The sequence below is a fragment of the Aureimonas glaciei genome (assembly GCF_014643375.1).
In the GTDB taxonomy this organism is placed as follows: domain Bacteria; phylum Pseudomonadota; class Alphaproteobacteria; order Rhizobiales; family Rhizobiaceae; genus Plantimonas; species Plantimonas glaciei.
Genome location: NZ_BMJJ01000014.1, coordinates 22523 through 46569 on the forward strand (window position 1 = coordinate 22523; position 24047 = coordinate 46569).

A 24047-nucleotide genomic window follows, 5' to 3' on the forward strand; every position below is an offset into this window, starting at 1 on the left:
ACATCACCGATCACCAGATGAGGCTCTACATGAAGTTCCGTCAGACAGATTCCGCGACCGTGGCTGTCCCTATGTCAGGAATCGAGGTGGACGGCACCTTTGATGGGCGTCCGACGAGGTACCCTTGCACTTGCGCCCAACCGTTTGCCCGCAGCCACTCGAGCTGCTCCATAGTCTCAACACCCTCAGCCGTCGTGACCATCGACAGCGCCCGACCCATCTCTCCCGTTGCCCGGATGATCGCCTCCGAGGACACGGAACGCCCGATGTCGCTAACGAAACAGCGGTCGAGCTTCAGCTTGTCGAACGGGAAGAGGCGCAGGTACGAGAGTGAGGAGAACCCGGTTCCGAAGTCGTCAAGTACGATTCGGACGCCGAGTTTCTTCAAGGCGTGCAGGATGGCCATGTTGTGCTCGCTGTCGTGAAGAAGCACCGATTCGGTGATCTCCAACTCGAGGCGGTGAGGCAAGAGCCCGGAACGGTTCAATGCGCCCGCCACCATTAGCGGGAGACTGTCGCTTCGGAACTGGACGGCCGACACGTTGACGGCAACCGAGGAGGCCTCCGGCCACCCCGCCGCCTCCTGGCACGCCGTCTCCAATACCCAGTTCCCGATGGGCACGATGAGGCCCTTCTCCTCGGCGATCGGGATGAACTCCGCCGGAGACACTGTGCCCCTGTCCTCATGGTCCCAGCGCAGCAAGGCCTCGAAACCACTCACGCGGTTGGACCCGAGATCCAGGAGCGGCTGGTAGACGAGGTGCAGCTCTCCCCGTTCCAGTGCCAGACCGAGGTCGTGCTTTATCGCCTGCCGGAACCGGATTCGCTCCAGCATCGCCTCCTCGAACAGGCATACGGAACCGCCGCCAACTGCTTTCGCGCGGTATAACGCAATGTCAGAGGCTTTGAAGAGCTCGTCCGCGGAGTTGCACCCGGCCGCCGCGATCGAGACTCCGACGCTCGCGCTGATGCGGATCACTTGACCATCGATGTCGAAAGGAGGTTCCAGGCAGGCGACCATGCGCTCGCCCAGCGCCAACACCGCTTCCGCATCTTGTGCCGTCATGGCGACGGCGAATTCATCGCCCCCGAGACGGGCGAGATGGCCGGCGTCGCCCACTGTCTCGCGGAGACGCGCTGCGACTCTTTGCAGGATGACGTCGCCGACCGGATGCCCCAAGGTGTCGTTGACCTCCTTGAAAAGGTCGAGGTCGAGCAGGAGGACGGCGAGCCCGTGGTTTTGCCGGGCGAGAGCATCCTCCAGCACGCCGCTGAAGCTCAGGCGGTTCGACAGGCCCGTCAGCGGATCATGATGGGCAAGATGGACAATCTCCTCCCGAGCCTGGCGCGCCTCGGTGATGTCCCGGAAGAAAAGCGATATGCCACCGTTCCCATTCGGAAAGGCATGGATCTCCAGCCAGATGCCAGCCCGGCTTGCGAACATCTCGAACTTCGCCGCCTCGCCGCGCTGGAGGACAGCCTCAAACCGTTGGTTCGCAGCGAGGTACTCGGGATAGGCATCCCACAGGCAGCCTCCGACTTCGAGCGTGCTCGTCCCGCCCACGAAAGCCTTGGCCTGGGGGTTCATGTAGGTGACGTGGAAGTTCCGGTCGACCACGATCACGTTGTCGGTCGTGCTCTCCAGCACCTCTGCGAGCTGGGCGCGGGCGGCCTCCACCTCCAGCCGCATCCGTTCTTGATCGGAGACGTCGCGGGAGATCGCCAGGATATGAGTGGTCTTCCCATCGGCATCACGAACCGGATCGACCGAAACATCCCACCATGCATCCGCCCCGTCCCGTTCCGGACAATGGCAGGAGAAGCGATGTCCCACACCCGCGCGAGCGCTAGCGATTGCTTGCTCTACTACGACCCGATGGGATTTCGGCCAGCCGTTGGCCCAGTGACGACCCAGGACCCGGGTTGCCACTTCCGGACCTAGCCTCTGCCTCGCCTGCCAACCGAGGGAGCGCACGCGTCCCTCGAGGTCCAGAACCGCGACGAAGTCCGGGCTGCCGTCGAGCACGCTGCGCGCGAAAGCCACGCTTTGACGCAACGTCTCTTCCGCGAGTTTCCGATCATGGATGTTTTCGAGCGAACCGTACCAGCGTTTCACCGAGCCGTCAGGTGCAAGCCGGGGCGCGGCGTAGGCGCGAAACCAGCGAAACGAACCCGAAAGGAGCCTGACGCGGTATTCAGTGTCGAGGGGTGTGCGCTCCTTCAGCGCGTGCACCCACTTCTCGGTCGTTGGCGCGAGATCGTCGGGATGAAGAGCGTCACGCCATCCATGGCCAAGGGTTGCAGCCTGCGTCATTCCGGTGAGTTCGACCCAGCGCGGCCCCGCTTCGGTGATCAGCCCGTCGCCGTCTGCGATCCAAGGGATCTGGGGGCTGAGCTCGACGGCGTGGCGATGGTGGTCCTCGCTGTCGCGGAGCGCGGCCTCTATGGCCTTTGACTCAGAGACGTCGCATAGAATGCCGACCATTCGCGAAAGACGCCCCGCGACGTTCTGGATCGGGCCGCCTCTGCTCGACAGGTGACGAACGCGGCCGCGAGCATCGATCACCCGGATTTCGTGCGAGAACGGCCGACCTTCGCTGACAGCGAGAAGCCCGTCCTCGAGCAAGTGAAGATCCTCCGGAATGACGCTCCGCCGGAACAGCTCCGCCGGATCGTGCCCGGCATCCGGTTCGGCACCGAGAAGGCGGTACATTCCATCAGACCAGGTTAGAAGCCCGTTCGCGCGATCGACTTCCCAGCTTCCTGACGTGCTGATGGTTTCAGCATGGGAGAGAAGCGTCCGCTGCTTCAGCAGTTCGTCTTCCCTGTCCGCCGTTCGGGTGTTGATCTGCTTCAACTCCTCGCGCTCCGCCACCGCCTGCACGTCCGCACGATGACGCCGCAACTCCGCCATGGCCGCTTCCGCGAGCCGGAGGAGGATTCCTACCCGGTCCTGCGAGAATTCGCGTGGAATGGTGTCGGCGACGCAGAGCGCGCCCAGTCGTACGCCCGGCGCGGCAAGGAGCGGCGCGCCAGCGTAGAAACGGATGCGGGGATCGCCTGCCACAAGCGGACTCGAGGAAAAGCGCTCGTCCTTCAGTGTGTCCGGAACAACCAAAACCTCGTCGCTGCGGATGGCGTGGTCACACAGCGTTTCCCGACGCGGCAGCGCATCAAGGCTGACGCCGCATTGTGCCTTCGGCCATTGCGTATCCCGGTCGAGGATCGAGATGTAGGCGAACGGTACCGCGAAGACGTGCCGGGCAAGATCGCAGATACGGTCGAGGGACGCGGACGGCCCGATGTCAGCGATACCTAGCGCCTCAAGCTCGGCGAGGCGCTGCTCTTCTGTGATGTCGCGCGTGTTCGGGTGAAGCATGACTTCCATTTCCGCTGGACGTCAGGATGACAGATACTCGCTAAAATAGCGTTACAAGAGCGTCAAGGGGACCGCGCGAGGGCCGTTCGATGCCAACTCGGCCGCACTTGGCCGCTTGTTTCAGGCGGCTGATCTGATCCTCGACTGGGCTGGTCGTCCAGGGTGTTTCGATGGACGCGATACCTGCGTTCTCGTCGCGCCGCAGGTTTGCCACGTCCCGGCCGGCTGGACCGGGTGATCATGATGTCCCACGCGGACGCGGCGGCGCGTGTGGGAATCCTTCGGCACCACTTGGGAGGCGAATGTCGGCGGAGGACCTCGGTCCGGTGTCGGAGCGGATGGAGGGCGCGACCGGTGCCGACATCGAGCTGCTCGTACAGGATGCCCGGCGGCCCGCGGCGGAGGCGCGAATCCATGAGCGTAGCGGACCTTGAGAAGGACCCACCCGAAACCCGGCAATCAGACGCCCTCTCCCGTCGCGTCTGCGTCCACGAGGCGTCGCACCTCGTCGGCACCAAGCTCGGTCCGGAAGCCCGCAGTGTCTACTGCGTCGCAGTCGCCTTGTCGCCATAATCGTTCCGGCGAGATCCCAAGTTTCCTTGGAACACAAGATGGGAGAGTCGTTAGATCATCCGGCGCCTCCAGAGAGAAGCTACCGGTCGGCTGCAGCCATCAGCTTCTTGATATGGGAAGCAAAGGCCCATGTCGCAGGGACGCCCAAAACCGCACCGCCAAGGACGGACTGTACGGGCGTCAGAACGGGCCAGCCAACCCAGGATCCGATCAGCGAGGCAAAGAACAGATTGACGGCCATCGCCCCGGCTCCGAACGGGTAGAGGATCAGCGCCAACCGCAACAACGTCATCGGCGGCTGACGAGCCATTGCACCGCGACCAGCGAGACGAGCATCAGGATCGAGGCGACCAAGTAGGAGAGTTCGGCCTCAGCCGTCTGTGGCTGGGGAACTGGGCGCTGGAAGGCCTCGGCCACGGCAACGGCTGGTGTGAACAAAAAAGCGAGGCAGAGGGGAAGGCGCATGTCAGGTCTCCTGTGTCAGCGAACGGTAGATATCCGGTAGAGCGCGGCCCAGCCTTGCGGGGTCGGGCAGCAGCGTGAAGCCACCACGCCCGAATATGCGAGCGAACCAATCCTGCCCGTCGGCATCCACAATTACGCCGTGGACGGCCAGACCCGAACGACGGGCCTCGTGAACGGCCATGTGGCTGTCTTCGATGCCGTGGATGCCCTCGTAGTGATCGAGGTCGTTGGGCTTTCCATCCGTCAGCACCAGCAACAGCTTGCGCGCAGATGTTTCCTTCGCCAGTTGGGCCGAGACATGCCGGATGGCTGTCCCGAGGCGGGTGTAGTGGCCAGGCGGAAGACCGCCGATGCGCGAGGTGACGTCGGGCGTCATGCGCCCGTCAAAGCCCTTGCAGCGGGTCAGGAAGACCCGTTCGCGCTTCAGCGATGAAAAGCCCCAGATCCCCAGCCGGTCGCCTGCAGCGTCGATGCCGCCAGCAAGGGCCGCCATGGCCTCCCGCATGGTGTCGATGATGCTGCGAAGGCCGACCACCGATTCGGTGGACCGCGAACAATCCATCAAGATTGCCACCGACAGGTCGCGCTCGACATGGCGCAAGTCGCGGTAGATGCGGTCGCTGCCCTGGCCCGTGACGCGAAGGGAGACCTGCGCCTCGATCAAGGCGTCGAGATCCAGTTCCAGGCCGTCCACCTGTCGGGGCAACAGGACGCGTCTGGGATGCAGCGTTTCGAACTGGCGACGGACGCGCGCCATCAGGCGGGGATCAGGCTTGAATTCGGTACCGGGTTTGGCATCGGCCTCTAGCACGACGCAGTGGTCCGGCATGTAGGCGCGTGATCGGTAATTCCATTCAGGATAGGTGAAGCGGGCCGACAGACGTTCGTGCTCTGCGTCCTGTGGCGCCAGATCCAGATGCAGGCGCAGTCGGGTCGCGGCGCGCTTGTGGTGCTTGCTGAGCGTGATGTTGTCCTGATCTTCGGCAGCCTTTTGGGCGTTATCCAGGTCGTCATCGTCGGTGGCGCGGTTAAGGCCCATGCTCTCGACCCACGACAGAATCGATTCAAACCGATGCATGATGAAGCTGTCGGTACGGTTGGCCTGCTCGTTGTCCTTCCGCTCGCCTCGCTTGCGCGTGGCGGTCGAAAGACCGGGCGGGGCGCCGATCGCATCCTCGGCCGGACTGGCACCGTCTCCGCGGCTGGATACTTCGAGGCGGAGCCAGATCGGCAGCGGCAGGAGCGGGGCATAGCCGCACGGAGCCGGCAGGCAGACCGGCGCGGCTGACGGCGGCGGCCTGCCTGCCAAGACCGCCCTGGCACGGCTCGCCACGTCGCGTTCAGATACCGACCCGGCCAGACCGCCCCAGGCCGTCAACAGATGGGCGCACATCGCCGCATGAGATTCGCGCAGGCCGGGACAGAGCGTCAGTGCAGAGGCGGTCGCGCGATCCATCGCGGCCAGATGGGCAAGATCGGCCGCCAGCAGGTCCACACGGGCTGGAACTGGCTTCGCACAGGCCGCAAGAGCCGCCAGCCAGAGATAGGCAGCGCGGTTCATCGCCACGGTCGGAAACGCCGCCATGGTCGGCGGCAGGCGCAGCATCGCGCCATCGAAACTGCCGACATGCTCCAGGATCCGCGAGTCGGCGAGTTGCGCCCCGACGCCGCGTCGATGGCGGGAGGCCGTGGCGGGACTGGCCGTGATCTCCGTCCCCGGCGCGCCGCCGAGCGCACGAAACAGCAAGGCTATGCTCGGCCGCATGGATTCGAGCGTCACGACGCTCGCCACATGGTCGATCGTGGGCGCAAGGCGCAAGGCGACGCCGTGCCACAGGTTGCCCACGGTCTCCTCGGGATCCATCAGGTCCATTGGGTGGAGGGCCATTTGTCTATCCGTAGACGCTGGCGATCACGTCGCGCAGCGCCTGCGCCACCTCGGGCTCGTCCGTCAGCGGCTCGACGACGGCGGCCTGCAGCGCGCGTTCGATCGGCATTCCGCCGGCGATCAGGGTCGCGGCGTAGATCAGGAGACGGGTCGACACCCCCTCCTCCAGGTCCATGCCGGACAGAAGACGGATGTGCCCGGCAAGGCGCACCAAAGGTGCAACCCGCCCCTCATCGAGCCCGCTTTCGCGCACCACAACCGCAGTCTCGGTCGCAGGATCGGGAAAACCGAAGGTGATCGAAAGGAAGCGCTGCCGGGTCGAGGGCTTCAGTCGCTTGAGGATGTTCTGGTAGCCCGGGTTGTAGCTGGCGACCAGCATGAAGCCCGGCGGGGCGACCAGTTCCTCGCCGGTGCGGTCGATCATCAGGGTGCGGCGGTTGTCCGTCAGAGGGTGCAGAACGACCGTCACGTCCTTGCGCGCTTCGATGACCTCGTCGAGATAACAGATGGCTCCTTCCCGCACGGCGCGGGTCAGGGGACCATCGATCCATTCGGTCGCGCCGCCGCGCAGGAGATATCGACCGATCAGATCGGCTGCGGACAGATCGTCATGGCAGGCGACGGTGTAGAGGGACCGTCCGACACGCGCCGCCATGTGCTCGACGAATCGCGTCTTGCCGCAGCCGGTCGGCCCCTTCAGGAGAAGGGGCAGGCCTTTGGCGTGAGCCATCTCGAACAACGAACATTCGTGCGCGATCGGACGATAGAAGGGAAGCGCGCTCTGCGCCTCTTGGGACAGCGCGCTCACGCTGCTTCTCCCAGGAGCGGCGAGGTGTTGGGCGCAATGATCTCGCGGCGCACGACCACCTGGCTGTAGATGAACAATACGGCGCCAAGCACCACGGCGATGCCTGCCCCGAACCGCATGACGTAAAACAGGCTGAGCTGATCCTGCACGTCCATGAAGCTGTCCCCGACGATCCGCTGCATGTGGGTCTGGATCGTGCCGGCGAAGGTCAGGACGAATGTCATGAACGCCATGCCGCCGGTCATCAGCCAGAATGAGATCATGTTCAGCACCTGGTTGTAGGGCGCACGGCCCCGCAGCAGCGGCATCGCATAGGTGATGATCGCCAGGTTCATCGCCACATAGGCGCCGTAGAAGGACAGATGGCCGTGCGCCGCCGTAATTTGGGTGCCGTGGGTGTAGAAGTTCACCCCGTGAAAGGTGTGCAGGAATCCCCAGACCCCCGCGCCGAAGAAGGCCACCGTCGCCGAGCCGAGCGCCCACAGGAGCGCCGCCTTGTTGGGGTGGTTGCGCCTGCCCTTCCAGACCATGATGAAGGCGAAGGACATCATCGCGAAGAACGGCACGACCTCGAAGGCGGAGAAGATCGAGCCCGTCCACTGCCAGTAGCTCGGCAGGCCGATCCAGTAGAAGTGATGCCCGGTTCCCAGAATGCCCGAAAACAGTGCCGTCGCGACGATGACGTAGAGCCACTTCTCGACGACCTCTCGATCGACGCCAGTCAGCTTTAGCATCAGGAAGGCCAGGATTGCGGCCATCACCAGTTCCCAGGTTCCCTCGACCCAGAGGTGGACGACGAACCACCAGTACATCTTGTCCAAGCTGAGATTGTCGGGGTTGATGAAGGCGAAGATCCACAGCAGCGAGAGCAGCCACAGCCCGGTCAAGAGTACGCCCGTAATCGCGGTCTTGCGCCCGGCGAGGACCGTCATCGAGATGTTGATGAGAAAGATCACCGCCGCGACAAGGATGCCGCCCTTGACCCAGAGCGGCTGCTCGAGGAATTCCCGTCCGCCGTGGATACCGACGAGGTAGCCGATGACAGCCCCGAGCGTGCCTACGACGAGAATGATCAGTTGAAGATAGGCAAGCTTCACCGACCAGATTTCCCTCTCCGATTCTTCGGGCACCAAGAAATAGGCCGCACCGAAGAAGCCAAGCAAAAGCCAGACGATCAGCGCGTTGGTGTGGATCATGCGAATGATGTTGAACGGCAAGACCTCGGACAAGGTATTGGGCGAAATGTAGATCCAGCCTGCCAGCAAACCGCCCGCGACCTGGATGCCGAAGAGCCCCATCGCCACCAGGAAATAGGCATAGGCCACTTTTTGTGATTGATATTTCATGGTCTTCTCTATCCGGCGTTCGTGGGGGGCCAGCCCTGGGTGTCCGTTTGATCGGCCCAGCGCAAGAACTCGGCGAGACCGCGTATTTCTTCGGGAGTGAGATTGAACTGCGGCATCTGGCGGCGGCCTTCGATGCCGCTGGGCTGCGCTTCCATCCAGCCTGTCAGCACCTCGTAGGCGGCCTCCGGATCGTCCGTCACGCCCCACCGGGTCATCACGTTGCCAAGCTCCGGGGCGAAATAGGCGCCTTCGCCATGCAGCGTGTGACAGTTGATACAGCTATGGCGCTCCCAGACATGCTTGCCGAGGACCACCTCTTTCGTCAGCGGCATCCCGGCTGTCGAAACATTCACCACGTATTGGTGGGAGTGGATCGTCATCCCGATGAACACGACGATGAAGAAAATCGAGCCGCCATAGAATATGTTCCTGGCCCGGGACTTCGTAAGTATTTCTGACATTAAGACGGTCCAGGCGATTGTTACGGATCAAATTACCCTAGGCGGTGCCTCCGGGTTAGACTTTGTTAAAACGCAAAGACGCGGACGTATGGGGTCAAGGCCTTCAGGACGGAATGTAAGCCATGGCAGGTACGGCCCACCGGCTTTCTTCGGAGCCCGGGCCTGATCGGAGCGCGTGACATCCCTGCTCGACGGGCGGATAGCCGTATCCTCCGGCCTCCTCCGATGCCTTTTCTGCTTCGGACGTCAGAGGACTACGTAGCGACTCGTGCCTGGGACGGATACCCACGGGACGTGACGGGTGTCCGCATGACAACGCGCGCCCTGATGGGGACGGCGTCGAAGCAAGGCTTGCGATACCCATCGCGCCGTTCTGGTTCCTTGGCTCCGATGCTGGCCGTGGACCCGCCCATCACGGACAGCCGGGCGGCATCAGTCACCACGATGCGACAGCGCCTGCTTTGCACCAGACCGCGCTTTTCCCAGTCGCTCAGCAGTCGGCTGACGGTGTGGAGCGTGGTGCCGGTCATGTCGGCGACGTTCTGCCTGGTGATCGGAAATCCGATCTCGACGCCGCCGGCGACCGTACGTCCCGATTGGCCGATCATTCGCAGCAGGGCGCAGGCGATGCGCTGTTCGACCAGCTTCGTGGACAACTCGACGAGCCGGTCGCTCATCTCGTCGGCCCGGTTGCCGAAAGTGCGAAGCGCTTCCGCCGCAAAACCGAGATAGGCGCCGGAGAACGTCAGCCAGAGAGGGTTGGGCCAGGACAGGACGACGGAATCGTCGGCCGTGATGGCTGTGACCTGATGGGTGATCTGGCCAAGGGCTGTCCCGATGCCGAATAGCTGGCCGGCTGGAATGTGCAGGACGATGATCTGGCTGCCGTCGGCCGTCAGCCTTACAAAGCGGATGCTGCCGGACAGAAGGAGATGGAATCGTCGGATCGGCTGCCCTTCGTCGAATACGACAGCGCCGCCGCGCAAGCGCCTGACCTCGGACAGATCCAGAGTCTCTAGCAATTGCCGCTGGTCGAGATGGACAAAAGGCGGCGTACGGCCCAGTTCGGCGATATCCAGCAATCTCATCGGGGCTTCCGTTCGGTGCAGCACAACGTCGCTGGTGTCTCTGATACGTCATGGGCCGGCGGCAGGAGATGACGCAGATCAGGACGAAGGATTATTCTCGACATGCGCGTGATCCGAACTTCGGGCGTGCAAGCGAACTGTCGCCCTCACGCAAAGCCGCCCGTCCGCCTCGAAAACAGACAAGGGCTATTTGCGTCGGACAGAATTCCCGCCGGCCAGAATGCCGTTAATGAGCAAGGCAACGGCCCGGTGAAGTTCAGCCTTGCCGTCCTCCCCCGTATCGTTCGAATGGGCCGCGGCTGCATCGCTCAGAATCCCGACGATCTCTCGCTCCGGGAGAACTTTGCGGTCGTTCAGTGCCAAGAGCAGAGACTCGCAGATCGCAAGCGCTGCGGTCCCGGGCACGTCGGTCAACTGAGACATCTGGCGGGTTCCTTTCGGCTGATACGGACGGGTGAAACGCGGCTTTCAATCCAGCGCTAGAGCGACCCTCGCACGTCTGTGCTATCGTGCACTGACGCAGATCAGCGTTTTCGGCCGCGTCGTCCATTCTGCGTCGTTCTGGCGCCGACTTCCGGACGCATCCGCCCGGGGAGGCTAGACGTCGAAGGAGCACCGCCATTGACTGCCCTTAACAGCCCACTGGCTCTCAAACTCGGAGCCTTCGTGGCCCTGAGCAACGACGAGATGTCGGCGCTGGACCGGCTGCACGCGCGCCGCAAGTTGTTTCCTCCGGGGCGTGACATGGTGCATCAAGGCCAGGTCAACCAGTCGGCCTACATTCTCGCATCTGGCTGGGTTTGCTCGTATAAGCTCTTGTCAGGTGGTGCGCGCCAGATCGTCGATTTTCAGATCCCCGGAGATTTCTTGGGGCTTCGGTCCGTTCTGTTCCGCACCGCGGACCACAACATCGAACCTGTCACCAAGGTCGAGGCATCGGAAGTGCTGGCCATCGATCTGCTGGATACCTTCAGCAGGACCCCGCGCCTCGCGACGGCAGTTCTGTGGGCGGCCTCACGAGACGAGGCCATGGTCGTGGAGCACCTTGTGGGCATCGGGCGACGGGACGCCAAGGAGCGCACGGCGCATTTTCTGCTGGAGCTGGGCTCACGGTTGAAGCTGGTCGGACTGGGATCGGCCCAAGGTTACGCCTGCCCTCTGTCGCAGTACATGCTGGCAGACGCATTGGGGTTGAGCGCCGTCCACGTCAACCGGGTCCTGCGCGAACTGCGAGAGGATGGCCTGGTAACCTTCCAGAACGGACATGTCGTCATCCACGATATCGACAGGTTGATGGTGCTGGCAGACTTCGACAAGAGCTATCTCGATCACGACGGTCCGCTGCTCAAATGACGCTGCAGCAAATCGCCGAGACGCGAGGTCGGGGCGCGGCGGGCCGGCGCCTACACTGTCATCCGGCAGTCGCGGCTCGCCGACCAGTGTCCCCTTCAGTGCCGCGTTGCGCCCGGGTTGGTCAGAGGCCCGCCAATTTCCCGCGCAAGCGTCGTTCCGCCGTTCAGGTTCCCACGGGCCGTTGCGCCGCTCGGGCATGAAGAGCGCGATCCACCAGACTGGTCATGTGCTGCGCGGCCCGGATCGTCAGGGCATGCTGTGTCGAACCGGATTTGGCGTGATGGTGTCCGCCACGTCCAAGGTGGCCTGACGCTGACGATCCGAACCTTCCGCCAAGACGGCAATCAGTACATGCTCGAGGGCGATCACCCGGGCCCGAAGGAGAACGAGTTCGGCCTTCGCGATCTCCGACATGTCGGCAGATGCATCGTCCATTGCGGGGGCGAGAGGCATGCTATCGGCTTCGAGATCCGACACCACACTTGGGTCAGCCTCAGGCAAATGGCGGGGCTAGCTGGAATCAGGCATTGATCTATCCTCAAAAAAACCAGTGCCGTTAGGGACGTAGTGGACGGGTTGTGCTTCCGCCTCTTCGGTTAGTGAAAGGGCGATCGTGTCTGTATATCCCTGCCATGCAGGAGACCCTGAGCCCACGGAAGGAGCGAGATCGGAGATCCTCACGCCGGAAATACTCCATTGTCTCGGATCGTCGAAATTGCGCTATCACTCAGTCCAAACCGCACAAGACGGACCTTGTATTTCCGGGCAAGATACGGCGTCTCCGTCGTCGACGATTTCTCGTTGTCACGGGGTGGCTACGGCTTTGTCACTGCCAGTGTCGCCTGGGCGTCCGGCGTCCAATCCGTCCCGATCGGCTTTCCGAATGGCTCCTGACCAAGCTTCCGACTTCCGGTTGATCCCCGGAAAGAATTTTCCCCGCTACGCCTACCTGCCCGGCCGGCACCCGCACCCGGTGCGCGACCCCCGGGGCCATAGCTATCTGGCCCAAGAGCCACCCATGAGCGTCCCGATCGAGGCGGCCCTGAGCTCGGAGTCCTATCGATGGGGTGTCGACCTCTTCAATCATGGCTATTACTGGGAGGCCCACGAAGCGTGGGAGCCTCTCTGGCTCGCAGCCAAGCAAAGCACTCCCCATCTCCTGTTTTTCAAGGGCCTGATCCTGCTGGCGGCGGCCGGCGTGAAGATCCGCGAAGGGAAGCCCACGCCCGCCCGTCGTCACGCGGGACGGGCGGCATCACTGTTTAGACGGGTGACAGGTCTGCAGGATCGGGAGTTTCGCGGTGCGATCGGCATGTCGCTGCCCGTGCTGGCGGACCTTGCTGAGACAGCGGTGGGATGGACGAGAGTCGCAGGGGCAGCGACAGGCAGCCTACCGAAACCCGTCTTTGGATTTCGGCTGGTGCCAGACGAGGGGCGCACTTGACCGGCGCACCGGCGAAAAGCCCGGCCTGGCCTTGGCCGAGGATCGTCTCTCCCGGCGAGGCGTGCTTCGGCTGGGTCGCCGAGCCGCACCCGTCTTCAGGCGATCCTAGCGACCGCCTTCGCCACTCCGTCGACAGGGGCGCCAGGGCGAAGAACTTAAGAAAATACCCGTCGCAGCGGGCCGACACGGCGGATGACGAGAACGTCCAACGCGATCATGGCGACGATCAGCAGTCCCGATAGCGGGAACAGCACCCCGGAGACCAGGGCCATCGCCCAGAGCGCGGCGTAGACGCGCCGGCTCGTCGGATAGGGCGGGACGCCCATGCGGCCGGAAGGGCGGCGCTTCAGCCACATCACGACCGCAGCAACCGAAGACAGGATGATGGCAAGGCATGTCGCCAGCATCAGGAGTTGGTTGGCGAGGCCGAACTCCTGGCCCATGTGGATATTGATGCCGAGTTCCGTCAGCTTGGAGAGCGAGCCGTAGTCGGCATAGCTGATGTCCACGATGACCTCGCCGGAGTATTGGTCGACGTGGATCGTCCGGAACTTGGCGAGGTCGTCCGGAAACACGGCGGCGCTGTACACGCCCGTCGCATCGGCAGGCGGCGTAACTTCGAACCGCGGCGCCATGGCCCTTTCCCGTGCAATCGCGACTGCCCGGTCAAGCCCAATGGGCGCCATCGCCATGTCATGCGACATCGGCATCGGCGACGCCTCCATCGTCCAACCCACCGTCTCCATGACATGCTCGGCGTGCCGAGCGGAGGTCGGGACGTTGTCCCACAGGGCGGCGGGATAGCCGGTCCCGGTAGCGGTGGCGATTTCGGTAAGCTTCGCTCCCCAGAAACTCGACCAGGGAAGGCCCGACAGCGCGAGGAACGCAATGAGAACGCCGGCAAAGGCACCGGTCACCGCATGCGTGTCGCGCCAGAAGACGCGCTTCGACGGCGTGCCGCGCACGGTGACGACGCCGCCGGACTGGCGCCGCGGCCACCAGAGATAGAGGCCCGACACGACTAGGATGATGGCAAAGCCCGCCATCGCCTCGATGACCCTGTTCGCATAGGGGCCGAAATAGCTGAGGCTGTGAAGCTGGCGGACCACCTCGTTGAACTCGTCGGTTTTGGCAACAGTGCCGAGAACCGTGCCCGTATAGGGATTCACGAAGGCATAGACCGTCCCGACCTGGGTCTCGAGGCCGATCCTGGCGGACGCCGTCGGCCCGGATGGCTCGCGGTAGGCAGAGAGCGTCGAACCGGGAAGCGCTGCCTGCGCCTCCTCGACGAGTCGGCTCGCCGGAAGTGGCGCCGCGGCCTGTGCCTCGACGACGTTGCGATGGGCGAAGACGGTCCCGTCGATCTCGTCGCGGAAGAGATAGAGGGACCCCGTCACGGCCAGCAGGATCATGAAGGGAACGGCGATGAGACCGGCGTAGAAGTGCCAGCGCCAGATGGCGCGATAGGTATCCACGGCGAGCGCGGAACTGCGCGCCGGCACCGATGCGGTCATGTCGGTCATAGGGAGCAGCCTTTTGCACTGGACGGTCCGGCGCGGCATGCTCCCTCGGGATTCATGGAGGCGGCACCGGCCGTTCCTCAACTGAACGATGAGGGGCATGGCCCCCCGCAAATCTCGTCAAGACAAGGAAAGAGGCGGCCCCCGGGCATCATAGCGTCGGTCGATCGGACGGGCCGCCAGCGCTGCCGCACAGTCGACGGTTTCCTCGATCCGCGCCGCAAAGCGGATCGGAATGCCGGTTGCGTCAGAAGGGCCGGGGCCAGCCTGGAGATGCAGGCCCGCCGCGCAGAGTTCGCTGCAGGGACAGCGCTTGGATTGGTCGCTTTCCGCCGGGCGATGCGTGCCATCAATCGAGGCGGAGCAGAGGATTGTCTCGGGATCGGGAGCGATCATTGCCGCGGCGGCCCGCCCGGAGATCGCGATCTGAAAGGCGAAGGACAGCACGATCAGCGCGCACAGCACGCCTCCCGAGAGCCTGTCGTTCGTGATCTCTCGCCAGAATTTCATGCAAGCTGCATCGCATGAAGAACGCGCAAGGTCGAGGAGGCAACCGCCCCTGGCTCGCCGGCAATCGGAAGACGGCCAGCCGTTCTGTTGCCGAGGCTATAGGCGCCACCGCCGGTCACACGCATGCTTCCCTCCCGCTCCTCGGCAACCGCGCACCATGTCGTCCATGTCCCTGTCTGGCCGAACGCGAATATTGCCCGCCCGGGTGTCACCGACTGTTGCATCAAGACTGACCGCCTCCTGGGATTGTGGATGGCCGTCGAGGCTTTCCAACCCCCGACTGCAGTCCGGAACTCAGAGGCGTCGACCGAGACTGACCGAGGCGCCGGAGAGATCGACAAGATCGATGCTGATCTCTGGCCACAGATGGACATGTTTTCCGATCTCGAGCTCAGTCATCAAGCTGAAGGCTGTCGACAGGGCGTCCGCAGTTACGGCGTCGTCGGCCACCACGGTCATCCGGGCGAACCGTTCCGGCCTCGCCCCATGCCGCGGGTGAAGAATGTGGCCAAAACGCTGACCCGCGTCGAAGTGGAAGCCGGCGGCGCTCGACGTGGCGACGGCCCTGTCCGTGATCGTTACGACCCTATCGGGCGACGTTGCCATTTCCGTGGACGCCAGCCCAATCCTCCAGCCGCCGCCGTCACGCCTGGCACCGATGGCACGATTTTCACCCATGTTGACAAGGCAACTGGTGATACCTTCGCTACATAAGAGATCGACGATCCGGTCGGTGACATAGCCCTGCGCGATGCCATTCAGGGTCAGCGCCATTCCCGGCCGCGCAAAGGCGACCCGGTCGCTGTCGAACAGGACGCCGTCGAAGCCGACCTGCGTCAGCACAACCTGCAACGCCGCCGCAGCAGGCCCCGCCGGATCGGCAGCGGTTGCGGAAAAGTGCCGGGCGTAGAGGGAGAAGAGCGGCTGGATCGTTGGATCGAACAGGCCGCCGCTGGCCTCGTAGAAGGTGCGGCTGGCTTCCAAGAGGGCTACGAGGTCGGCCGGCGGGGCGGCGATCGCGCCATCTCGGTTCAGGATGCTCAGCGACGAATGGCTGCGGTAGAGGCTGAAGACGTCCTCCAGCCGTGCGACCTCGGCGACCACCTGCCGGATCAACCGCTCTGCCTTGGTCCTGTCTTCGAGATTGAGGATGAGGGTCGCGGGCGCGCCGAGAGCCTGTCCGGACCAAACGACGGGCGCCTCAGTGGCATTCCCCATTCCGGCAGGGCCGAGGAGCGGCAGCCCGACAGCGGCGGCCATGATGGAGATAGCCCGGCGGCGATCGATGCGCTCAACCATGATCCGGCCCTTTCATGACGTGGTCCATTGAATCGGCATCGGCACCGTGGCCCATCGGGGCGGTGTCGCTGCCCAGAATGTAGCTCTCGGGCATCTCGCCAAATCCGACCACCTGCCCGCTGTTCTTGGCCGCGAAAGCCTCGGCGTCGTCCTTGCTGGAAAACGGCACCGCTTCCTGCACGCCCATGCCGCCGCGCAACGAGCTGCCGATGACATAGAAGGCGGTGCGGGCGTCGATGAAGTTCTCGGCGCCGGGTTTCTCCCAACTCGGCGCCTTGCCCATATCGGACACGTAGATGGCGGCGATGTTCTTGGGCTCTTCCGGCAGCATGGTGAAGGCGATGGTGTCGCGGGCCGAGGAAAACCAGATCGGCTCCGGGCTCTTGTCGAGGATCACCTGCCCTTTGGGACCAGCGTGTTCCAGCACATCCATGCCGCAGTATCGCCCCATGGCCTCGGCCGTCAGCGCGTAGGGCGCGGGCATGCTCGCTTGTTCTTCTCCTTGGCAGCCCGTGACAAGCAGGGCAGCAAGCAGCATGGCGGCCCATCCGGCGCGGGTCATAGCTCTCTCCTTGAGAAAATCGTGGTGGCCAGCGCCAGCGGCGCGATGACCCAGACGGCCAGTGCCGCGAGCAGGACCGGCGGGCTGAGCGCGGTGTTGCCGGCAAGGCCACCGATGCCGGAAAGGCTGCTGGCGCCGCCGGATCCGAGATTCAGGAGCCGATAGGCATCGGTCGGATTGGCGAGCAGCAACAGATCCAGAAGGCCGTCCGGCAGAGCCTGGCCCTGTGCCGCGACAAGAGCGCCGAGAAGCGCCATGTCGTAGATCAGCACGAAGAACAGCCAGATGCCGATGGCGATGCCGCCGGCGGTGCTGCGCTCTGCGGCGATGGTGCTGACGAGATAGCCGATGGCGAGGAATACGGCGCCCAGCAGCACCGAGGAGGCGATCATGGCGGCGAAGGCCGCAAGGCTGGCACCGCTGATCGCCGTTCCCGTCACGGCCAGCGCCAGCGCCGCCGCGCCGTACCCGAACAGGGTGGCGAATGACAGGATGATCAGATGGCCGAGGAACTTCCCAAAGACAACCTGGCGGCGGCCGAGCGGATAGCTGAGCAGCAGGAGCAGTGTGCCGCGCTCCCACTCGCCGACGATGGCGTCGTGCGAGAGCAGGAGCGCGATCAGCGGCACCAGGAAGATGGTGAGGCTGGACAGGCTGACGATGACGATATCCAGTTGGTCGACGCCGACATTGCCGGTCGGCGCACTGCCGAGAAAGGACAGCGTCAGTGCCAGCGTCGCCAGAAGCAGCGTCGTCGCCAGCACCCAGCGATTGCGCAGACCTTCTTGGATTTCCTTGCGCGCCATGATCCAGATGTTCATCATGGCCGGGCCAGCTCTCGGGTCAGGAAATGTGCATAGAGATCGTCCAGCGTCGGCTCGGTGATGGCGAGGCTCGACAGCGCCGAGGGATCGGCGGTGATCTCGTGCAGCAGCGCGATCTTGCGGTCGGCCGCGACGTCGGCCTCCATCGTGCCGTCGGGGGCAAGCTTCCACCGGACGTTGTCTTGTCTCCAGTCCGGCGCCACGCCCTCCCCCGCCAGCCGAACGCTGACGCGGGTCGGCAGGTTTGCGATGCCGCGCAGATCGGCAAGCGTGCCGTCGGCGATCTTGCTCCCACCCGTGACGATGACGACGCGGTCGGTGCGGTCCTCGAGCTCGGTCAAAGCGTGGGAGGACAGAAGCACTGTGGTTCCGCCGGCGCGCAGCTCGGTGACCAGGTCGTAGAAATGCCGGCGCAGGGCCGGATCGAGTCCGCTGGTCGGCTCGTCGAGCAGCAGCACCCGCGGGTGACCCAGAAGCGCCTGTGCAAGGCCGAGGCGCTGGCGCATGCCCTTGGAATAGGTTCGCACCGGCCGGTCAACAGCCTCCGCCGCCAGCCCGACGCGCTCGAACAGGTCGGCGCCGCCGGCAATGTCCACCCGCTTCAGCCGGGCGTAGAAGGCCAGGGTTTCGCGCCCGGTCAGCGCCATGTGGAAGGACACGCTTTCCGGCAAATAGCCGAGCCGCTGGCGGACGGCGAAATCGCCCGTCGCCGGATCCTCGCCGAGCACGCGGACACGGCCTTCGCTCGGGCGGATCAGGCCCAGCATCAGCTTGATCAGCGTGGTCTTGCCCGCGCCGTTGTGGCCGACGAGGGCGACGACTTCACCCTCGTTGAGGGTGAGGGAGACGTCTTTCACGGCCTCGACTTTGCCGTAGCGCTTGCTGGCGCCGGTGATGCTGACGGTCGTCATCATGGCCTTGGGTCTCTCTCGCGGGGCGGCGCCATCAGCGGGTGGCTGTCGACGACGCCGCCCGGCAGGAGAGCGGGAAACTGAGCCTGCGCCCAACGGATGACCTGAACTGCCGGACTGCTGGTCAGGACCTTGGCCTGCGGCGAGGTCCACAGCACCCGGTCCATCAGATCGTTCGGGCGGTAGGGGCTGTCTCCGACGCCATCGCCGTTCAGGTCGAAGGCCGGATTGTCGCTCCAGAAATTGCCTCGACCTTCCGCCGACCAGTCCATGTTGCGCGTACCGACATATTTGACTTGGTTGCGGTTGTTGATGAAGGCGTTGCCGGCCATGGCATTGCCTTCCGATCCGGCGGTGAAGTGAATGCCGATTGCGCAGTTCTCGAACCGGTTCTCGGAAAAGCGGTTCTTGTTGGCATTGTAGATGAAGACGCACTTCTCCGGACCGATACGCAGTCCGCCGATCTCGCCCGGGCTCCCCGCCATCTCCTCGGCCTTTGGCACGTCGGGATCGCCTGCGGCGGCCGTCAGCCAGCGATCGACCGGCTGCATCAGGCCGATCACGCTGTTGCCTGTGATGGTCGAGCCGTTGGCCGAGTTCAGAAGAAGGCCGTGATCGCGGTCACCGTCTGAGCGGTTTCCGGTGATCTTCAGCCGATTGGAGAACATGATTGCGAAGCCGACTGCGTTGCCAATCGAAACGTTGTCGGCGACCTCGCTGTCGTTGGTGTACATGTAGTGGATGCCGAAGCGCAGGTCGCGGAAGTGGTTGCCGCGGAACACGTTGCGCCTGCTGGCCATGGTTGCGATGCCGTCGCGCCCGAAGCGGATGTCGTTGTCGAGCACCTTTGCACCCGGCGCGTTCCAGACCGTGACTCCGTTGCCCGCCGCACTTCGGGGGCCGTCCGTCAGTCCGGTAATGCGGTTGGCACGGGCCAGGGAGTCGACCGCGCCGTGCAGATAGATTCCGAATAGATTTCCGGTGATCACGTTCTCTTCGACGGCGGCGCCGGTGGCGGTCTTGTTCACCAACACACCGGAATCCAGCGCTGCAAGGTCGGTCCCCGAGCCGGATATGGTGAGATGACTGACACCCGCACCGGGAGCGTTGATGGTGACGACGCTGCCACGGCCGTTCCCGACGATGGCGGCACCCGGCATTCCCTTGAGTTTGACCGCCGTGTCGAGCGTGATCGGCGCGGCGTAGGAGCCGGCTTCCAGAGTGATGGTATCGCCGGGCGCAGCGGCGTCGAGGATGGTCTGCAGCAGGCCGCCCTCGGCCGCAGCGACGCTGCGGTCGGCGGCGGCCGCCGTTGCCGGAATGGCCGCCACGAGGGCGACCATTCCAAACCTGAGTGCTGCCAGACGCAGGTGGATCATACGGACTGCGGCTCGACGAGCATGCGGCCCTTCATTTCCATGTGCATGGCATGGCAGAACCACGAGCAGTAGTACCAGTACACGCCAGCCTTGGTCGCCTTAAAGGTGACCGACGCGGTTGCCTGCGGCGCCACTTCCATGTTGATGCCGTAGTTGACGATGGCAAAGCCGTGCGTCAGGTCCTCGACCTCGTCGATATTGGTGACGTACACCGTCACCTCCTCGCCCTGCTTGACCGTGAAGCTGTCCAGGCCGAAGGCGGGTGCTGCCGACGTCATGTAGACCCGCACCTTGTTTCCGTCACGGATCACTTCCGAGTCGACCAAGAGATCGATATTGTCCTTCTTGGCCTGCTCGACCGCATCGGCGAAGAAGGGATCGTCGCGGCTCCAGAGGCTGACTGGGTTGACCTTCGAGGCATGGACGATGGTGGCGTCATGCGGCTCGGCGAAGGTCGGGTTGTCGTGCACCACCACCATCTGGTCGCCGGAAATGTCGATGAGCTGATCGCTCTCCGGCTTCAGCGGGCCGACGTTGAGATAGCGGTCCTTGGAGAACTTGTTCAGCGAGATCAGCCATTTGCCATCGGCCTCCTTGGTCTGGCCCATGGAGGTGTGGTTGTGGCCCGGCTGGTAGTGGACGTCGATCTTCTGGCGGATCGGATCCACTTTCTCGCCGGCGAAGGCCCGGACGGCGTCGTCGATGTTCCACTTGCAGATCTGGCTGTCGATGAACAGCGTCGTGTAGGCGTTGCCGCGACCGTCATAGGCGGTGTGCAGCGGCCCGAGGCCGATCTCCGGCTCGGCAACGATGGTGTCGCGCGGCTGGATCTTGTCGGCGAAGAGGTCGTCGAACTTGCGAACGTCGAACACGGTCACTGTCGGCGACAGCTTGCCGGCGACGACGACATGGATGCCGTCGGGCGCGGTGTTGCAGCCATGCGGGCTGTTGGAGACCGGGACGTAGCGCGTGTACGGAGAGCCTTTGCGACCGTCGAGAACAGGCACGCCGCCCATTGTCTGGAAGTCGCCTTTCTTGACGCCCTCCTCGATCCGTTTCAGATCGAAGATCACCATCCAATCCTGCTCGCTCGCCATCATCTCGGCCAGATTGATGCCGCCCTCGGAGTTGTAGCAGGTGGCGAAGGCGTACTTGCCCTGGTAGTCGGCATCAACGTTGTCGAGGTTGCCGTCGACGATGACCTGCCAGGCGACCTTCATCGTGTCGCCGTCGAGGGCGGTGAAGATCGCGTGGTACTGCTTGGGATCATCGAGGATCTTGCCGTCATTGGGCAGCGGAACGCCGTCCTCGCCATTGGCGAAGACATAGCCGGTCCGGGGATACTTCTGCACGCGCAGGCCGTGCACGGTGTGCTGATTGGGCAGTTCGGTGATCTTGTCGCATTTCATAACGTCGAGGCGGATGCGGCAGACGCGGGTGTTTGCCTTGTCGTTGGCGTAGAGATAGCGGCCGTCATAGGTGCCGTCGGTGAACGACAGGTGCGGATGGTGCAGGTCGCCGTTGGTGTAGACGCCGCCCTTGTCGGCGAGGAATTCGATGGTCTCTGGCAGGAGACCCTCGGTCATGATCTTGCGGCTCTCGTTCGTCTGGCCCCAGCCGGTCGCGCTGCAGCGGTTGAAGACCGGAATCCGCATCAGTTCGCGCATCGACGGCACGCCAACGACGCGGACCTCTCCGCACTGGCCGCTGGAAAAGAACGTGTAGTACTCGTCGAGCTCGCCGGGCTTGACCTCGTAGTCGGCAGCCCCCGTGGCGGCCCGTGCCTCTGTCACCGCGCCCCCGGAGACGCTAAGGACTCCGCCGACGCTGGCCGCACCGGCTGCGGCCACGAACGCCGTGGACCCCAGCATCTGACGTCTGTTCAGGCGGCTCTGGTTTTCTTCAGACATGGTCTCTCTCCTTGGTGGGTCGCATCACCGCCGGGTCGCCGGCCGCCGAGTCGGCGGATTTGAGGGGCGCACCGTTGTGGGTGATGAGGGTTTTCGGCGCTGCCGCCCGTGCCGGCACGGGCGTGGACAGAGCCGTGAATTTCTCGCGCTTGAGACGCACCTGGATCATGTGCGGACAGCGGTGATCGTCGTGGTAGAGCTCTTGGCAGTGCATGCAGTAGATGCACTCGTTGACGTTGATCTGCCCTTCCGGATGGATCGACTGCACCGGGCACTCCTTGGCGCAGCGCTGGCAGGGCGTGCCGCATTCGGGATAGCGCTTCAGCCATTCGAACATGCGGATGCGGCCGGGAATGGCGAGCGCGGCGCCGAGCGGGCAGAGGTAGCGGCAGTAGAAGCGCTCTACGAAGAGGCCCGCGGTCAGAAGGGTCAGGGCGAAGAGGACGAACGGCCATTCCCGGGCGAACTTGAGCACGATCGCCGTCTTGAACGGCTCGACCTCGGAAAACACCTCGGCCAGCGCGACCGAATAGAAGGACAGGCCGAACAGGCCGAGGAAGATCACGTATTTGATCGGCCACAGGCGCTCGTGCAGCCCCCAGGGCAGGCGGATCTGCGGCACCTTCAGCCACTGCGCGACGTTGTTGGTCAGCTCCTGCAGGGCGCCGAAGGGACAGAGCCAGCCGCAGAACGGGCCGCGGCCCCAGAACAGCAGGCCGGCCGCGACCGCCGCCCAGAGAATGAAGATCAGCGGCGCCGCCAGGAAGAACTCCCAATTGAAGCCGTTGATGAGCGAGTTGACGAAGGTCAGGACGTTGACGACCGAGAGCTGGGCGTTGGCGTACCAGCCGAGCCAGACGAGCGTGAAGAGCAGGTAGCCGCGGCGGATCCAGCCGAACAGGACGGGTCGTTTGACCAGCCAATCCTGGAAGAAGAAGATCCCCGTGAGGACCAGGAGGGCGGCGACGGTGATGCCGATCGACACCCGGTTCATCTGCCAGATGCTGATCCAGAGCGCCTGGTCTTCCATCGACACCAGCGCCTGGGATGGCGAGGCTTCAGGCGCCGTTTCCGCGGCCGGCGCGGCAGCGGCGACCGGCGCAACGGCGGCGGCCGGAGCCTTTTCAACCGTCACATAGGCGGGCGGCAGGCTGTAGCCGAGCGTGTAGGGAATGACCGCCTTGTCGTGTGCATCGACGCTGCGCTGCACCAGCAGTTGCAGGTCGAAGGGCTCTGCGATGTCGAAGCCGAAATCGGCCGGCACGGTGAAGAGGGCGATGTCCCGAAGCCGCGGCGCCCCCTTGGCCGCCAACGTCGGCAGCCGCGTGTGGTCGCGATCGCGAAAGCGTAGGCCCTGGCCGTCCTGCAGGAGCTCGATCCGGTCGAAGATGCCGCCGCGGACGTAGCCCGACCCCTTGAAGGAATAGGCCCCATCACCCGCGACGACGAGAGCCGACTGGCCGGGCTTGAGGCGGCCGGCCAGCCGTTCGTAACCCGCCTCGCCGAGGAGGCTCCGTCCGATGGCCGGGACACTGACGGGGGCAATGTAGAGATCAATGAAGCGATCGTCTGCCTGCGGGGTTTCCGGCCGGTCGGCGGCTTCGGGATGGCCGGCCTGTCGGAAACCGTCCGATACCTCGCCCACGGTCATGCGCAGGCTGCGGACCGAGCCGTCGCCGATCAACGTCTCCCAGTCCTGGATGTCGGTCTTCGACATGTCGACCGCCTTGATGTCGGCGGCCGCGGCAACTCGGGCGTCGGTGCCAGCCGTCAGCCGGCTCGTGCGGATCAGCTTGACCGCCGAGCGGATGATGCTGTCGCCCATGACCAGCACGGTCACGGTGGCGCCGCTGACGATGTCGACCTGCGGCGGCCGGTCGGCGCCCGTAGCGACGCGTGCCATGTTCTTGTCGATGATTGAATTCAGAGCAGCGACGACCTTGGCCTGCGGGATCCCGATCAGGACGATCGGCTCCTTGTGGTCGATTAGCTTGAAGCCTCGCACGACTCCCCCGGGGTCGATGCCGACGATGATGTGGATCGGCTTGCCGGAATAGCCGACGGAGCTGGTGACGTCGGAATTGAGGTAGGCATAGCCGACCATATCGGCACCCTGGTAGACCGGTGCCATCGGCGGCTCACCCGCGGGCTCACCGAAACGGTCCGCGCCCTCGAACAGCTCGCCGGGAGTGACCTTCTCCAAATAGCCGTTCAATTGCCCGGCAGCGAAGGCCGGGGATGCCATCGACACGGCAATCCAGACGACCGCCAGAAAGGACAGGAGCCAACGACGTTTCTGGAACTGCAAATTTCGGGGCATCAAATTC

At 64.1% G+C, this 24047-nt stretch carries 21 protein-coding genes; 2 read left to right on the forward strand and 19 right to left on the reverse strand.

The window, feature by feature from the left end; translation table 11 throughout:
* Positions 1-40 precede the first annotated feature (40 nt).
* From IEX88_RS22465 to IEX88_RS22505, 9 genes are all read right to left on the reverse strand, one after another.
* Complete coding sequence (locus IEX88_RS22465; protein ID WP_308423865.1) at positions 41-3388, reverse strand: bifunctional diguanylate cyclase/phosphodiesterase; 3348 nt, start codon at positions 3386-3388, stop codon at positions 41-43.
* 643 nt (positions 3389-4031) lie between these two features.
* On the reverse strand, positions 4032-4262 hold the full coding sequence (locus IEX88_RS22470) for an NnrT protein (protein ID WP_188854731.1): 231 nt from the start codon (positions 4260-4262) through the stop codon (positions 4032-4034).
* On the reverse strand, positions 4241-4417 hold the full coding sequence (locus IEX88_RS22475; protein WP_188854732.1) for a hypothetical protein: 177 nt from the start codon (positions 4415-4417) through the stop codon (positions 4241-4243). The genes IEX88_RS22470 and IEX88_RS22475 overlap by 22 nt, the downstream gene beginning before the upstream one ends.
* Position 4418: 1 nt before the next feature.
* Positions 4419-6305: a nitric oxide reductase activation protein NorD gene (locus tag IEX88_RS22480; RefSeq protein ID WP_188854733.1), complete on the reverse strand. Its 1887-nt coding sequence runs from the start codon at positions 6303-6305 to the stop codon at positions 4419-4421.
* A 4-nt stretch (positions 6306-6309) separates the two neighbouring features.
* Positions 6310-7035: a CbbQ/NirQ/NorQ/GpvN family protein gene (locus IEX88_RS22485; protein WP_210319325.1), complete on the reverse strand. Its 726-nt coding sequence runs from the start codon at positions 7033-7035 to the stop codon at positions 6310-6312.
* A gap of 74 nt (positions 7036-7109) precedes the next feature.
* Entirely contained in the window at positions 7110-8459 is a 1350-nt protein-coding gene (locus IEX88_RS22490; RefSeq protein ID WP_188854735.1) for a cbb3-type cytochrome c oxidase subunit I, read from the reverse strand.
* A gap of 8 nt (positions 8460-8467) precedes the next feature.
* On the reverse strand, positions 8468-8920 hold the full coding sequence (locus IEX88_RS22495) for a c-type cytochrome (RefSeq protein ID WP_188854736.1): 453 nt from the start codon (positions 8918-8920) through the stop codon (positions 8468-8470).
* A 254-nt stretch (positions 8921-9174) separates the two neighbouring features.
* Positions 9175-10008: a Crp/Fnr family transcriptional regulator gene (locus IEX88_RS22500; RefSeq protein ID WP_188854737.1), complete on the reverse strand. Its 834-nt coding sequence runs from the start codon at positions 10006-10008 to the stop codon at positions 9175-9177.
* A gap of 186 nt (positions 10009-10194) precedes the next feature.
* Complete coding sequence (locus IEX88_RS22505; RefSeq protein WP_188854738.1) at positions 10195-10431, reverse strand: hypothetical protein; 237 nt, start codon at positions 10429-10431, stop codon at positions 10195-10197.
* Between the two features lie 243 nt (positions 10432-10674).
* Here IEX88_RS22505 and IEX88_RS22510 point away from each other — a divergent pair, with 243 nt between their 5' ends.
* Complete coding sequence (locus IEX88_RS22510; RefSeq protein ID WP_244640441.1) at positions 10675-11361, forward strand: Crp/Fnr family transcriptional regulator; 687 nt, start codon at positions 10675-10677, stop codon at positions 11359-11361.
* Positions 11362-11607: 246 nt separating this feature from the next.
* On the opposite strand, the gene IEX88_RS22515 is transcribed toward IEX88_RS22510, so the two are convergent.
* Positions 11608-11814 carry a hypothetical protein gene (locus IEX88_RS22515; protein WP_188854740.1) on the reverse strand — a complete coding sequence of 69 codons (207 nt, stop codon included), beginning with the start codon at positions 11812-11814 and terminating at the stop codon, positions 11608-11610.
* 565 nt (positions 11815-12379) lie between these two features.
* Between IEX88_RS22515 and IEX88_RS22520 the strand changes: the two genes are divergently transcribed.
* Positions 12380-12805: a DUF309 domain-containing protein gene (locus IEX88_RS22520; protein ID WP_244640442.1), complete on the forward strand. Its 426-nt coding sequence runs from the start codon at positions 12380-12382 to the stop codon at positions 12803-12805.
* A 155-nt stretch (positions 12806-12960) separates the two neighbouring features.
* Here the strand turns inward: IEX88_RS22520 and IEX88_RS22525 are convergent, their stop codons facing one another.
* From IEX88_RS22525 to IEX88_RS22565, 9 genes are all read right to left on the reverse strand, one after another.
* A complete protein-coding gene (locus IEX88_RS22525) occupies positions 12961-14328 on the reverse strand; it encodes a PepSY-associated TM helix domain-containing protein (RefSeq protein ID WP_188854742.1) in 1368 nt (455 codons plus the stop codon).
* A 117-nt stretch (positions 14329-14445) separates the two neighbouring features.
* Entirely contained in the window at positions 14446-14835 is a 390-nt protein-coding gene (locus tag IEX88_RS22530; protein WP_188854743.1) for a hypothetical protein, read from the reverse strand.
* A gap of 294 nt (positions 14836-15129) precedes the next feature.
* Positions 15130-16134 (reverse strand): FAD:protein FMN transferase, encoded by a 1005-nt coding sequence (locus IEX88_RS22535; RefSeq protein ID WP_188854744.1) that lies wholly within the window; start codon positions 16132-16134, stop codon positions 15130-15132.
* The gene (locus IEX88_RS22540) at positions 16127-16696 is read right to left on the reverse strand and encodes a nitrous oxide reductase accessory protein NosL (RefSeq protein ID WP_188854745.1); all 570 of its coding nucleotides are present in this window, start codon (positions 16694-16696) and stop codon (positions 16127-16129) included. The genes IEX88_RS22535 and IEX88_RS22540 overlap by 8 nt, the downstream gene beginning before the upstream one ends.
* Positions 16693-17520, reverse strand: coding sequence for an ABC transporter permease subunit (locus tag IEX88_RS22545; protein WP_188854746.1), 828 nt, complete (start codon positions 17518-17520; stop codon positions 16693-16695). The genes IEX88_RS22540 and IEX88_RS22545 overlap by 4 nt, the downstream gene beginning before the upstream one ends.
* Positions 17517-18434, reverse strand: coding sequence for an ABC transporter ATP-binding protein (locus IEX88_RS22550; RefSeq protein ID WP_188854747.1), 918 nt, complete (start codon positions 18432-18434; stop codon positions 17517-17519). The genes IEX88_RS22545 and IEX88_RS22550 overlap by 4 nt, the downstream gene beginning before the upstream one ends.
* Positions 18431-19810 carry a nitrous oxide reductase family maturation protein NosD gene (locus tag IEX88_RS22555; RefSeq protein WP_188854839.1) on the reverse strand — a complete coding sequence of 460 codons (1380 nt, stop codon included), beginning with the start codon at positions 19808-19810 and terminating at the stop codon, positions 18431-18433. Before IEX88_RS22555 ends, IEX88_RS22550 begins: the two co-directional genes overlap by 4 nt.
* Positions 19807-21720, reverse strand: coding sequence for a TAT-dependent nitrous-oxide reductase (nosZ, locus tag IEX88_RS22560; RefSeq protein ID WP_188854748.1), 1914 nt, complete (start codon positions 21718-21720; stop codon positions 19807-19809). Before nosZ ends, IEX88_RS22555 begins: the two co-directional genes overlap by 4 nt.
* Positions 21713-24040: a NosR/NirI family protein gene (locus tag IEX88_RS22565; RefSeq protein ID WP_188854749.1), complete on the reverse strand. Its 2328-nt coding sequence runs from the start codon at positions 24038-24040 to the stop codon at positions 21713-21715. The genes nosZ and IEX88_RS22565 overlap by 8 nt, the downstream gene beginning before the upstream one ends.
* Positions 24041-24047 lie beyond the last annotated feature (7 nt).